Raw genomic sequence first — 12,348 nt, 5'->3', positions numbered from 1 at the left:
TGAGCTTTCAACAGCAATATAAGGTGATGGAACCCTACGAGAGGAGACGAAAAAATGCAAAAGCGTTTTTTGGGCAACAGCGGCCTTGAAGTTTCAACCATCGGTTTGGGCTGCATGGGCATCAGCTACGGCTACGGCCCTGCGATGGACAATACAGCCGCCATTCAACTGATCCGCAGCGCGTTCGAGCACGGCGTGACACTCTTCGATACCGCCGAAGCGTACGGCCCATTCACCAACGAAGCGCTGTTGGGCGAAGCATTGGCGCCATTTCGTGATCAGATTGTGATTGCCACCAAATTTGGCTTCAAGAACGGCGACGTGGCGCAAGGTATCGACAGCCGTCCAGAAAATATCCGTGCGGTGGCCGAGGCCTCGCTCAAGCGCCTGAAGACTGACCGCATCGATCTGTTCTACCAACATCGCGTCGATCCCAACGTGCCGATCGAAGACGTCGCCGGTACAGTCAAACAGCTGATCGCCGAAGGCAAGGTCAAGCACTTCGGCCTTTCCGAAGCCGGCGTGCAGTCGATTCGTCGGGCCCACGCCGTACAACCCGTCGCCGCCCTGCAGAGCGAATACTCGCTGTGGTGGCGTGAGCCCGAAAAAGAGATCCTGCCGACGCTTGAGGAACTCGGCATTGGTTTTGTGCCCTTCAGCCCGCTGGGCAAGGGATTCCTGACCGGTGCCATCGATGCCGGAACAACTTTCGCGCCAGACGATTTTCGCAACATCGTGCCGCGCTTCAGCGAAGAAAACCGCCGCGCCAACGCACAACTGGTCGAGGTGCTCGGCCACATCGCCCACAGCAAGAACGCGACTCGGGGTCAGATCGCCCTTGCCTGGCTGCTGGCACGCAAACCCTGGATCGTACCGATTCCGGGTACAACCAAACTGCACCGTCTTGAGGAAAACAACGGCGCTGCGTCCATCGAGCTGACCCCACAGGATCTTGCCGCCATCGAATCGGCGTTAGAGCGTATTCAGATTATCGGCGACCGTTACCCCGCGCACCTGCAACAACGGGTCGATCGTTGATCCCATGCACCGCAGGAGGTCTGATCCGACGCCCAGTCGGGTCAGTCAATTGGAGCCTGACGAGAGAGATACCCATGAAAAATCTTACGAAAGTGATTGTCGTTATTGGCGCCGGCTCAATCGGCCAGGCCATTGCCCGCCGAGTCAGTCCCGGCAAGCATGTTGTGCTGGCGGATCTGAAACAGGAGAACGCCGATGCAGCGGCAAAGGTCTTGTTTGAGGCAGGATTCGAGGTCACCACGGCCATCGTAGACGTCTCTTCTCGTGAATCAGTCCAGGCGCTGGTGCAGACCGCGACGGCCATTGGCGACATCACCGGTGTCATCCACGCTGCGGGGGTTTCACCCTCTCAAGCGCCGGCTGCAACCATTTTGCGGGTTGATTTATATGGCACGGCAGTCGTGCTTGAGGCGTTCGGCAATGTCATCGCCGAAGGCGGTTCCGCGATCGTGATCGCATCACAATCCGGCCATCGCTTGCCCGCATTGAGCGCCGAACAAAACAAAGCGCTGGCGACAACCCCAGCGGACGATTTGCTCGCGCTCCCGATGCTGCAAGCCGATCAAGTCACCGATCCGTTGAACGCTTACCAGATATCCAAGCGTGGCAACTCGTTGCGAGTCATGGCTGAAGCAGTGCGTTGGGGCAAACGCGGCGCGCGGGTCAATACGATCAGCCCCGGCATCATCTTTACACCGCTGGCGCGGGACGAATTGAGCGGCCCACGCGGTGAGGGTTACCGGCGCATGATCGAACTGAGCGCGGCAGGACGCGGCGGCACGCCGGATGAGGTGGGCGCCTTGGGCGCGCTGCTGATGGGACCTGAGGGCACATTCATTACCGGCAGCGATTTTCTGATGGATGGTGGTGTCACGGCGGCGTACTGGTACGGCGATTTGGCTCCCAGTTAACCTGAAGCCCGGGCTCTCTCTACGGTCAATCGCGAGAATAGCGATCAAGTTTCCGGCATCCATTATTCCGGCATGCCGGAAAAATCTCGAACTCAGACCCTATCGCTGAATCCAATGTGTAGGCCAACGGAGGTAAGCGAAATGAACAACGATGACAGTGTTAACGACGTCGAATCAGAACCAACCTCGAACACCCCGCCCACCGCTACATCTGATAAACCCGTCGATGTGGTCGAAAGAGAGCTTGAGGACAGCGACAGTGACCTCGACGGTGAAGATCAGGCCACGACTAAAACCCAGAAGCAGGAAGCTGAAGAGCGCAGTCGGAAAATAGCCGAGATCGAACGCAAGGTGGCGGATGGCAATTAGGAAAATACACGCCCCTCATCAGGTTCAGGGCACAGGCGAATGACAGAGGGCAATGAGTTCTCCGATACTGTCGCGTAATGCAGTGCAATGAGAACCGAAATGAAAGCCCATTGTGAAATAAGTGATGTCCCTGAGCCGAAAACCCGGCGTAACAGCAACCTTCACCACGCTACCCGCCAGCAGCAGGCGGTAACAGCATGATCGAGGTCACCGAGGTTTCCATTGCCGAGTTGCGGGCTGCGCTCGAATCCGGCCAGACCACGGCGGTTGAGCTTGTGCAGGCCTATCTCGCCCGGATCGACGCCTACGACGGCGCCGACACGCCTACCGCCCTGAACGCAGTGGTGGTTCGCAACCCCGATGCGCTCAAGGAAGCGCAGGCCTCCGATGCCCGTCGGGCCAGGGGCGAGACGCTGGGGCCGCTCGATGGCATCCCCTACACGGCCAAGGACAGTTACTTGGTGAAGGGCCTGACCGCCGCGTCTGGAAGTCCCGCCTTTGCCAATCTGATTGCTTATCGCGATGCGTTCACCATCGAACGGCTTCGTGCTGCCGGGGCGATCTGCCTGGGCAAGACCAATATGCCGCCGATGGCCAACGGCGGCATGCAGCGCGGGGTGTATGGCCGTGCGGAGAGCCCGTACAACGCCGACTACCTTACGGCCCCTTTCGCCTCTGGCTCATCGAATGGCGCCGGCACGGCAACCGCCGCCAGTTTCTCGGCATTTGGTCTCGCGGAAGAAACCTGGTCGAGCGGACGTGGCCCTGCCTCGAACAATGGTTTGTGTGCTTATACGCCTTCGCGCGGAGTGATCTCGGTGCGCGGCAACTGGCCGTTGACGCCGACGATGGACGTGGTCGTGCCGTATGCCCGGACAATGGCGGACCTGCTCGAGGTGCTCGATGTGGTGGTGGCCAATGATCCCGACACACGGGGCGATCTGTGGCGGATGCAACCCTGGGTGCCGATTCCAAGCGTTGCCTCGGTGCGCCCCACGTCCTATGGGTCGCTGGCCGCGAAAAGCGATGCGCTCGCCGGCAAGCGCTTTGGCGTGCCTCGCATGTACATCAACGCCGATCCCGATGCGGGCACCAGCGATGCGCCTGGCATCGGTGGGCCGACGGGCCAGCGCATCAACACCCGCCCCTCCGTGATCGGGCTCTGGGAGCAGGCGCGCAAGGCACTCGAAGCGGCCGGCGCTGAAGTGCTCGAGGTCGATTTCCCGCTGGTTTCCAATTGCGAGGGCGATCGTCCTGGCGCACCGACGGTGTTTAACCGGGGCCTGGTGTCCAAAGAGTTCCAGCACCATGAGTTGTGGGACCTGACGGCTTGGGCGTTCGATGATTTTCTCCAGGCCAACGGTGATCCAAAACTGCATCGTCTGGTCGACGTGAACGGGCCGCTGATTTTCCCGCACGACCCGGGGACGCTGCCCAACCGCGAGGGCGATCTTGCCGCGGGCATGGACGAGTATGTGCGGATGGCCGAACGCGGCATCACGCCGTGGAACCAGATCGACACGCTGCCGGATGGACTGCGCGGGCTGGAACAGACCCGTCGAATCGATCTGGAGGAATGGATGGATCGGCTGGGACTCGACGCGGTGATTTTCCCGACGGTGGCCGACGTTGGGCCGGCGAATGCCGATGTCGATCCGACGTCTGCGGATATCGCGTGGAGTAACGGGGTATGGGTTGCCAATGGCAATCTCGCCATCCGCCATTTGGGCGTTCCAACGGTCACGGTGCCGATGGGCGTCATGCCGGACATCGGCATGCCTGTGGGGCTGACATTTGCTGGTCGTGCCTACGACGATTCGACGCTGCTTCGCCTGGCTTCGGCGTTCGAGTCGACGGGGACGAAACGCTTGATCCCGCCTCGCACCCCGCCATTGTCGGGTAGCCAAAAATAGGAAGATCGCAGGTTCCTGCAGAGGTTGAGTACACCCGTACCCATGCCCTGCAGGAGCCTGCGATCTTTGGGCCATTCATGCGAAATCCGGCAACAGTGTTTGTCCAGTCGGCCGCTATTTGAAAGAAGTTCAGACACCTAACATCGTCTCTACCCAGTGAGCCAATAGCGTCAGTGTCCATTAGCTCACGAGGTAGCCACTCGAAAATCCGAGATGAGTTTTACGATCATCTCGGCCCCAGAGTAAACCTTGGACGATACGGTGAAGATAATGAAAACTTTAAAAATTGCGGTTGTTCTTGCTCTTGCCAGCCTGGGCGCACACGCCTTTGCAGACGACGGTCATTCCACTAACGCGACCAGCAAAACACCTGTTGAAACCTACACGTACGAAACGAAGCTCGACATTAAGAAAGTCATTAACCTCACCGCGATTCCAGACGAGTGCAAACCGGTCTCAGTGCAAATGACGTACGAAGACTCTCACGACCAACAGCATGTCATGCAATATCAAGTCATGGGCACTGGATGTTCAAACGGTTGAGTACTGTGCGGGCGATGGAGGGTCGACACTCCATGCCTGCAGCACTAGCGAACTTTGTTATTTTTTTGGGGTGAGCCCACTATTTTTTCATCGGATGCCAATAAGCCTGGAATGTAATCTTTAAGAAACTCTACCCATGTCTTTATTTTTGCATCCACGAACTTTCGTGATGGGTAAATTGCAAATAAATTAAACTCTTCAAAATGATACTCCGGCAGTACGCGCACTAACGTGCCGGCCCTGAGTCCGTCGACAGCAGAGACAATAGGCTGAATACCGATACCCATCCCATTCTTTATGGCCACGGTCATGGCATCGGCGGTATTGACGTGAAAGGGAGACAATGGAATGTTGACGGTCTCCACGCCTTCGGGCCCCTCGAATGCCCAGTTTTCAACCGGCATGACCGTATTAACAATCCTCAAACAATCATGTGAGCAAAGAGCTCCCGGAGAATCGGGGATCCCGCGTTTCTTCAGGTACGCTGGCGAGGCGCAGAGAATACTGTAAGTGGTGCCGAGTCGCTGAGCGACAAAGCCTGAATCGGGAAGATCGCGCGCTAAAACAATCGATATGTCATACCCCTCTTCGAGCAAGTCAGGTAGCCGATTGGTCAGTGTCAAATCAAACGTGACCGAGGGATAAGTCTCTCTATACCTGGCAATGGCATCGATCACGTAATGATTACCGATGGCTCCCATCGCGTGAATCTTGAGCCTGCCAACGGGCATGACGTGAGCGGTCCCTGCTTCCTCATCGGCTTCACGTACCTCCTCCAGAATCCTCTCGCATCGTTGCAGATAGCGCGCCCCGGCTTCGGTCAACGCCAGGCGTCGGGTGGTGCGGTTAATCAGACGGGTTTGAAGCCTGGCCTCCAGACTGGAAACGGCTTTGGAGACGTTGGTTGTCGTGGTGTCCAATAGCTCGGCTGCCGCGGTAAAACTGCCGCTCTGGGCAACCGTAATGAAAAAACGCATGGTTTGGAAAACGTCCATCGTTTTCACCTCAAGGGCATGGATAACAGGGGCGGCCTTACAGAAGACCGCCCTTCTCGTTATGTGTCACTTCTTCCGTGGAATAAATCCAGGCACACCGGTTTCCACTACCGAGTTGAATCGTACCCTGGTCGTAATATCTTCCTTGATCTCAAGCATCGCCCTATGCGGCAGGGTGGGAATATCGAAGTTTTCCTTGATATGGCTTGGTGTAGCGGACGTGGTCAGAAAAGCAACGCCCCGTTGTACAGACCAGGCCAATGCCACTTGAGCCGGGGTTTTCTGCAAGCGCTTGGCGATCCCTGTCATCACCGGATCTTCCAACACTTTCGGCTCCATGCCATGCCCCAGTGGCGCGAACGCAAGGAGGATGATTCCATGCTGTTTGCAGAACTCAAGCAGTTCCCATTCCGGCAGATAAGGGTGGGACTCGACCTGCACCACGGCAGGTTTGATCCGGGCCACTGCCACAATCTCTTTTAACGCTTCCAACGTGATATCCGACAAGCCGATGGACTTGCAGCGGCCTTCATCCACCAAGTGTTCAAGTGCTCTCCAGGTCTCGATCAGTGTCACGTCGGAGTCATAGATAACTCGACCCTGTTCGTCTCTCGGGTCCTGATTCTCGCCAGGTTGAAAAGCAAACGGCGTATGGATCAGGTAGCAGTCGATAGAGTCCACTTGAAGGCGCCGGCAACTGGCCTCAAAAGCAGGTTTGACTCGCTCGGGACGATGGTTGGTGTTCCACAGTTTGGTGGTAATGAACACGTCCTCCCGGCCGATCTTGCCCGCCTCCAGCACTTCTTGTAACGCAACGCCGACACGCTCCTCATTGCGATAGCGCTCCGCACAATCGAAATGACGAAAGCCCGCTTCAAGCGCGTCTTTGACCGCTTGTGTGGTGACGCTGAGGTCGCTGAACAGCGTGCCAAACCCAACGGCCGGTATTTCACCAGAGCCGTGGTTCAGCGCAAATCGGGTATCGCGAAGCGCATCGTAAAAAGGTTCGTAAGACATTTCTTGATTCCAATGCTCGGGGCCGTAGCCGTTATTGATACGAAGGGTTCTGTGCTTCGCGACTGGCAACCCGTTGCTCAAACGCGCCCACCGAATTCCCACCGAGTGCTACATACAGCTGCACCGTGTCGAGATACTGCGCAGTCTTCACCCGGATTTGCCCCAACAACGCTTGCTCATAGGCACGTTCCGCTTCCAGCACCTGGAGAATGCTGTTCTCGCCTTGCGCATAGGCTTGCTGGTTCAACCGAGAACTGGTTTCAGCAGCGCGCAACGCGTCTTCCTGCGCCAGATTTTGCTCGGCGTCATGGTTGATCGCCTGCAACGAGTCCGCGACCTGGCCGAACGACTGAATGACGGTCTGCTGATAGCCGGCGAGTGTCGCCTTGTAGCCGTCGACGGCAGCCTGACGTTCAGCCTTGAGCGTTCCGCCATCGAAGATCGGCCCCGCCAGCCCCGCTGCGAAGCCCCAGAGCGCCGCACCGCCATTGCCGGAAGCCGCCTGTACCAGCGACGCGGACAGCGTTACATGGGGATAGAGGTTCGCGGTCGCGACCCCGACTGCGGCGCTGGCCATGTGCAGTTCGGCCTCTGCTTGCAGTACGTCCGGTCGACCGTGAGCCATTTCCGAAGGCACACTCACTGGCACGTTGGCCGGCAATACGAACTCGGCAAAATCGAAGTCCGGCGCGATCCAGTCGCCGGGGCCTTTGCCGGTGAGAATCGACAGCGCATGACGCGCGGCATCACGTTGCTGAGCGAGGGGCGGTAACAGTGTGCGGTCCTGAGCCAGCCGGGTCTCGGCCAGCGAAACGTCAATCTGCGTGGTGACGCCACTGGCGTGTGCCCTGCGCACCAGGTCGAGGTTCTTGGCGTCATTGGCGAGCAACTTTTCGACGGCTGCCATCTGCGCGTTGGCAGACGCCACCAACAACGCCTGGCTGGCGACATTCCCCGTCAGGGTCAGGTACGCCGCTTCGTATCGGTGCTTCTGAAAATCGGCAAACGCTTGCTGCTGCTCGACCCGCCGCTTGTTACCGCCAAACGCATCAAGGTCGAAACCGACCCGCGGCCCGATCGCGTAGAAATTGGAAATCGAAGGCGCTTTCGCGTTGTGTACCCGCTGGCGACCCGCCTGAGCACCAAAGTCGACCTGCGGATAAAGTGCACCCTCCGCCGCCGCAACCGAGGAGGCTGCTTGCCGGATCGTGGCATCCGCCGCCACGAGTTCAAGATTGCCCTCGATGGCGCGACGTACAACCTTGTCGAGCTTTTGCGAATGGAAGGCCCTCCACCAGTCACCGCTGACCTTTTGGCCAAGATTGATGTGTTGCTCGCCAGGCTGGTTGCCGCTCTGGCCGAGACGCTGCTCGGCCTGTTGGTCGTAGTGCTGCGACAGGCTCGGCGGCTGCATTTGATAGTCGGGGCCGACGGTGCAGGCCGTCAGAAACACAAGTACCGACACCGCACCGAACGTGGTTTTGAACGTCTGTCTGTTGATGAAACGTGCATTGGATTTCATTGGGCGAACTCCACAAAAACTAGTTGGTCGGAACGGGCTTGCGAAGAAAGACAACCAGTGGACTGACCACCAGCATCACCACCATCAACAGCTTGAACTGGTCGATCACCGCGATAAAAGCCGCCTGGCCGGTGATCATTTCATTAAGCCCCGCCAGTGCTTGCAGGGACATCGGCGCGGCATGCGCAACGCCGCGATAAGGCGTCAGATGGCTGACCAGTGCCAGGTGCATCGCTTGCGTATTGTTGAAGAAGACAATCTGCACGATCGCAACGCCGAGGGTGCTCCCGTAAACACGCGACAGATTGAAAAAACCGGTGCCTTCCGGGCGTAACTTGGGGTCGAGCGTGCTGAACGCGATCTTGGTGAGCGACGGCATCAAGATGCCGATGCCAATCCCCTGGATTGCCCCGGCGATCGCCACCGGCGACCAGTCCATCAACGGCGAATAACCGAGCATCAACCAGTTGGCGTAAATCACCATGGCCACGCCAATCGCCACGAACAACCGACGGTCGAAACGCTCGGGAACACGGCCCATCAGCAGGAACGCACCTACCAGCCCTACACCACGCGGTATCGTCAGCGAACCTGTCGCATCAGGCGGGTAGCCGAGAATCTCGTCCAGCATCGGCGACGTCAGTGCCATGGTCGACAACAGCACGAAACCGACGGCGAAAAAGATAATCGTCGACAGTACAAAGTTGCGGTCCTTGAACAGACGCTTGTTGAGGAAATGCACCTGCTTGCTCAACAGATGCACCGCGAACAGGTAGAGCCCCAACGCGCAGCCCGCCGCCTCCAGCCAGATTTCGGTCGAGGCAAACCAGTCCAGGCGTTCACCGCGGTCGAGCAACATTTGCAGGCTGATCAACCCCAGCGTGAAGCTGCCGAAGCCGAAGAAGTCGAACGACGGACGTTGCTCTGCCTTCTTCTCGGCAAGCAAAAGCGCCATCACCAGAAAGATGAATGCCGACAGCGGAAGACTGATGTAGAAGATCGGGCGCCAGCCGAAATGCTCGCCGACCCAACCACCGATGCTCGGGCCGCTGACGATGCCCAAGAGCACGATTGCCGTCCACGTCGCGCCAAATTTCGCACGCTTCTCCAGTGGCAACGTCTCCATTGAAATCGCCATCGACAGCGGCGCCAGCACGCCACTCGCCAGGCCTTGGATAATCCGCGCACCGACGAATTCCAGCGGTGTCGTCGCAGCCGTGGCGAGCAGCAAGCCAAGGACGAAGAAGGCCAGCGCCGCTTGATAAACCCGCTTCAAGCCATAACGCCCGGCGAGCCACTGCGCAACCGGCATGGTGATAGCGCTCGCTGCAAGGTACGAGGTGAATACCCAGCCTGCTTGGTCATCAGTCATCGACAGGCTGCCCTGGATAAACCTGAGTACCGCATTCGGCAACGGCAGGTTCGCCGACTGCATGTAAGTGGCGAGCAGCGCGGCGAACCTTAATGTTCCCGCACCTTGAGGTCCGGCAAGGTTGGCGTTCATCAGAAGTTACCTGCGGTCAACAGCGCCTTGAGCGGATGCCACCATGGCGTGTGATACCCGGTATCGACCTTGACCGTGGCGCTGGTGCCCGAGAAAAGCGGAAACGCAGGGTCGGCCTCATCGAGTTCGAGGCGCACCGGTACCCGCTGGACAACCTTGACCCAGTTGCCGGTGGCATTTTCGGGTGGCAGCAAGGCGAAGTCCGATCCGGCACCAGGGCTCATGCTGGTTACGTGGGCTTTGAAAACGTGATCAGGATAGGTATCGATACTGATGGTTGCTTCCTGGCCTGGACGCATGTGGGTCACCTGCGTTTCGCGAAAGTTGGCCTCGACCCAAATCTGCCGATCCGACAACAACGCAAACGCCGGCGCACCGTTGTTGACGTAGTTGCCAACCTGCAAATCGTCGACCTTGGCCACGATGCCATCGTCCGGCGCATACACCGTCGTGTACGAGAGGTAGAGCTGGGCCTCGTCCAACTGCGCCTTGGCCTCACGAACCGTCGGGTGGTTATCGGCTTCGATGTCTGGATTACCGTTCAACGCGACAACCGTGCTGGCGATCTGTTGTTCGATCGACGCGATGCGTTGCCGGGCAACTTTAAGGTCGGTGTCAGCACGCTCATAAATCGCCCGCGAGACGAACTCGGTGGCCACCAGCGCTTTCTTGCGGGCAAACTCGCGCTGATCGAAATCGGCCGACTCTTTGGCCGATTGCAGTTCAGCCTGCTGCTGCCGGTAACTGGCTTTGAGCCCATCGATGCGCAGCCGCGCCACGCTCAGTTGTGCTTGCGCACGGTCAACCGCGATCTGGAACGGTTTCGGGTCGATCCGAAACAGCATCTGGCCTTTGTGAACCGGTTGATTGTCCTCGACCGCGATTTCGACGACTTGTCCGGAAATGCGCGCGTTGATCGACGCCTTCGCCACTCGGGCATAAGCGTTATCGGTCGAAATGAAGGCCTCGCCTGCTTGATAGCGGGCGTAACCCAGCGCTGCGAAGAGCACCGGCAAACCCACAATCAGCAATGGCCGCAATTTCTGCTTGAACGGTTTTTTGATCGGCGCGTCGGGCCTTGCGTGCTCGAAGGTCTGCGTAGCCGGGATGTCGAACTGTTTAGTCATGATCGAATACACCTTTAACCGGGAAATCGGGCCAGCACCTGCGAGAATCGCCTGCAGCCCTGATGTCAAAAATTGCTGTGAGAAAGCAAACCCGTGCACGGTCAGGGAGGATCGCTCCACCGCACCGGTTTCGTCGCTGCAACACCCAGTTCGAGCTCCGCCACAACAAACCTGAATTCAGGAACTTCTGGTTCCTTAATTTTGTGCGATGATGTAAGAATATAGAGCAACCCATCCGCATTCAAGGATTTTGTACGATATGGCACAAAAAAAGATTACAGAGGGCAAAGGCCGAGGCCGCCCCCGCGCATATGACCCGCAGACAGCGCTGCAGCAGGCACTTGGGGTTTTTTGGAGTACCGGATATTCCGGCGCTTCCCTGGACAGCATCGCCACGGCAGCCGGCATGAATCGCCCCAGCCTTTATGCGGCATTCGGTGACAAGCACGCGCTCTACATCAAGGCGCTTGAGCAGTATTGGGAGTCTGCCTCCGCGGCCATGCAGGAGGCGCTTACGGACAATGACCTGACATTGAAGCAGGCGCTGATGCGCTTCTATGAGGGGCAGTTGTCGATCTACTTCTCGGGCGAGGGGCAACCGCGTGGCTGCTTTGCGATTGGCACGGCGACGACCGAAGCCGTCGAGGATTCTGCAATACGAGAGATTCTTTCGGACCGGCTCAGCCGGCTCGATGCCGACCTCGAAACACGTCTGCGTGTGGCAGTCAGCGCCGGTGAGTTGAAAGACGATGTCGACCCAGCCGCCCTCGCCGTACTCGCGTCATCCCTGCTGCATAGCATTTCGGTACGGGCACGGGCGGGCAAATCCCGAGCGGAATTGACGGAGCTTGTGCGCAATGCGGTCAACGTGATGTGCGGTGTATGAGGTGCAGGGTGGGTGAAGGACTCGAAGACATTCTCACCGAACAGCTTGCGGTGATTTTTTGTGGCATTAATCCGGGCGCGAGTGCCGCCGCCCAGGGCCATCATTTTGCGGGTCGAGGCAATCGCTTCTGGCGCACACTCCATCTCGCCGGCTTTACGCCTACAGAGGTGCGCCCGGAAAACGACCGGACGATCTTGCAATATCAGTGTGGATTAACAGCCGTGGTTGAACGGCCTACGGCGCGAGCGGACCAACTGTCAGTGCATGAATTCACCGCTGCCGCCGCGGATTTTGAACAAAAGATCGCACGCTATGCGCCACGTTTTGTAGCGTTTCTCGGCAAAGCTGCGTATAGCGCGTTATCCGGTCAACGGGAAATTACGTGGGGGCTTCAGTCAAAGACGTTTGGTGATGCCTCGGTATGGGTCCTGCCCAATCCCAGCGGGCGAAATCGCGCGTTCACGCAAGATCAACTGGTGGATGCGTATCGCCAACTCCATTTAGCGGCAGGCTAAAGACTGGC

12 protein-coding genes are annotated in these 12,348 nt (G+C 58.3%); 7 read left to right on the top strand and 5 right to left on the bottom strand.

What is annotated here, in order from left to right; genetic code table 11:
* Positions 1-54: 54 nt before the first annotated feature.
* The 5 genes from J3D54_RS20220 (at position 55) to J3D54_RS20200 (ending at position 4,774) form a co-directional block, all read left to right on the top strand.
* Positions 55-1,038, top strand: a complete 984-nt coding sequence (locus tag J3D54_RS20220; protein ID WP_253422041.1) for an aldo/keto reductase — start codon at positions 55-57, stop codon at positions 1,036-1,038.
* Positions 1,039-1,112: 74 nt separating this feature from the next.
* Complete coding sequence (locus J3D54_RS20215) at positions 1,113-1,949, top strand: SDR family oxidoreductase (RefSeq protein ID WP_253422039.1); 837 nt, start codon at positions 1,113-1,115, stop codon at positions 1,947-1,949.
* 141 nt (positions 1,950-2,090) lie between these two features.
* Positions 2,091-2,318: a hypothetical protein gene (locus J3D54_RS20210; RefSeq protein ID WP_253422037.1), complete on the top strand. Its 228-nt coding sequence runs from the start codon at positions 2,091-2,093 to the stop codon at positions 2,316-2,318.
* Between the two features lie 197 nt (positions 2,319-2,515).
* The gene (locus tag J3D54_RS20205; RefSeq protein ID WP_253422035.1) at positions 2,516-4,231 is read left to right on the top strand and encodes an amidase; all 1,716 of its coding nucleotides are present in this window, start codon (positions 2,516-2,518) and stop codon (positions 4,229-4,231) included.
* Positions 4,232-4,501: 270 nt separating this feature from the next.
* Positions 4,502-4,774 carry a DUF2790 domain-containing protein gene (locus tag J3D54_RS20200; RefSeq protein WP_253422033.1) on the top strand — a complete coding sequence of 91 codons (273 nt, stop codon included), beginning with the start codon at positions 4,502-4,504 and terminating at the stop codon, positions 4,772-4,774.
* A 44-nt stretch (positions 4,775-4,818) separates the two neighbouring features.
* On the opposite strand, the gene J3D54_RS20195 is transcribed toward J3D54_RS20200, so the two are convergent.
* From J3D54_RS20195 to J3D54_RS20175, 5 genes are all read right to left on the bottom strand, one after another.
* Positions 4,819-5,769 (bottom strand): LysR family transcriptional regulator, encoded by a 951-nt coding sequence (locus J3D54_RS20195; RefSeq protein WP_253422031.1) that lies wholly within the window; start codon positions 5,767-5,769, stop codon positions 4,819-4,821.
* A gap of 66 nt (positions 5,770-5,835) precedes the next feature.
* Positions 5,836-6,786 carry an aldo/keto reductase gene (locus J3D54_RS20190; protein WP_253422030.1) on the bottom strand — a complete coding sequence of 317 codons (951 nt, stop codon included), beginning with the start codon at positions 6,784-6,786 and terminating at the stop codon, positions 5,836-5,838.
* Positions 6,787-6,817: 31 nt separating this feature from the next.
* The gene (locus tag J3D54_RS20185) at positions 6,818-8,308 is read right to left on the bottom strand and encodes an efflux transporter outer membrane subunit (protein WP_253422029.1); all 1,491 of its coding nucleotides are present in this window, start codon (positions 8,306-8,308) and stop codon (positions 6,818-6,820) included.
* Positions 8,309-8,327: 19 nt separating this feature from the next.
* Positions 8,328-9,812, bottom strand: a complete 1,485-nt coding sequence (locus tag J3D54_RS20180) for a DHA2 family efflux MFS transporter permease subunit (RefSeq protein ID WP_253422028.1) — start codon at positions 9,810-9,812, stop codon at positions 8,328-8,330.
* Positions 9,812-10,939, bottom strand: a complete 1,128-nt coding sequence (locus J3D54_RS20175) for an HlyD family secretion protein (RefSeq protein ID WP_253422021.1) — start codon at positions 10,937-10,939, stop codon at positions 9,812-9,814. The genes J3D54_RS20180 and J3D54_RS20175 overlap by 1 nt, the downstream gene beginning before the upstream one ends.
* 259 nt (positions 10,940-11,198) lie before the next feature.
* On the opposite strand from J3D54_RS20175, the gene J3D54_RS20170 reads away from it, so the two are divergent.
* Positions 11,199-11,825, top strand: coding sequence for a TetR/AcrR family transcriptional regulator (locus J3D54_RS20170; protein ID WP_253422019.1), 627 nt, complete (start codon positions 11,199-11,201; stop codon positions 11,823-11,825).
* A gap of 8 nt (positions 11,826-11,833) precedes the next feature.
* Positions 11,834-12,340, top strand: coding sequence for a G/U mismatch-specific DNA glycosylase (gene mug, locus J3D54_RS20165; RefSeq protein WP_253422017.1), 507 nt, complete (start codon positions 11,834-11,836; stop codon positions 12,338-12,340).
* Positions 12,341-12,348 lie beyond the last annotated feature (8 nt).

The sequence above is a fragment of the Pseudomonas sp. GGS8 genome, assembly GCF_024168645.1.
In the GTDB taxonomy this organism is placed as follows: domain Bacteria; phylum Pseudomonadota; class Gammaproteobacteria; order Pseudomonadales; family Pseudomonadaceae; genus Aquipseudomonas.
The sequence above is the reverse complement of the archived record's forward strand: the minus strand, read 5'-3'. Positions and strand labels throughout refer to the sequence as shown.

Excerpts from the sequence above, each read along its gene's own strand:
- J3D54_RS20220 (WP_253422041.1), top strand. The coding sequence starts at position 55 with ATGCAAAAGCGTTTTTTGGGCAACAGCGGCCTTGAAGTTTCAACCATC.
- J3D54_RS20215 (WP_253422039.1), top strand. The coding sequence starts at position 1,113 with ATGAAAAATCTTACGAAAGTGATTGTCGTTATTGGCGCCGGCTCAATC.
- J3D54_RS20210 (WP_253422037.1), top strand. The coding sequence starts at position 2,091 with ATGAACAACGATGACAGTGTTAACGACGTCGAATCAGAACCAACCTCG.
- J3D54_RS20205 (WP_253422035.1), top strand. The coding sequence starts at position 2,516 with ATGATCGAGGTCACCGAGGTTTCCATTGCCGAGTTGCGGGCTGCGCTC.
- J3D54_RS20200 (WP_253422033.1), top strand. The coding sequence starts at position 4,502 with ATGAAAACTTTAAAAATTGCGGTTGTTCTTGCTCTTGCCAGCCTGGGC.
- J3D54_RS20195 (WP_253422031.1), bottom strand. The coding sequence starts at position 5,769 with ATGGACGTTTTCCAAACCATGCGTTTTTTCATTACGGTTGCCCAGAGC.
- J3D54_RS20190 (WP_253422030.1), bottom strand. The coding sequence starts at position 6,786 with ATGTCTTACGAACCTTTTTACGATGCGCTTCGCGATACCCGATTTGCG.
- J3D54_RS20185 (WP_253422029.1), bottom strand. The coding sequence starts at position 8,308 with ATGAAATCCAATGCACGTTTCATCAACAGACAGACGTTCAAAACCACG.
- J3D54_RS20180 (WP_253422028.1), bottom strand. The coding sequence starts at position 9,812 with ATGAACGCCAACCTTGCCGGACCTCAAGGTGCGGGAACATTAAGGTTC.
- J3D54_RS20175 (WP_253422021.1), bottom strand. The coding sequence starts at position 10,939 with ATGACTAAACAGTTCGACATCCCGGCTACGCAGACCTTCGAGCACGCA.
- J3D54_RS20170 (WP_253422019.1), top strand. The coding sequence starts at position 11,199 with ATGGCACAAAAAAAGATTACAGAGGGCAAAGGCCGAGGCCGCCCCCGC.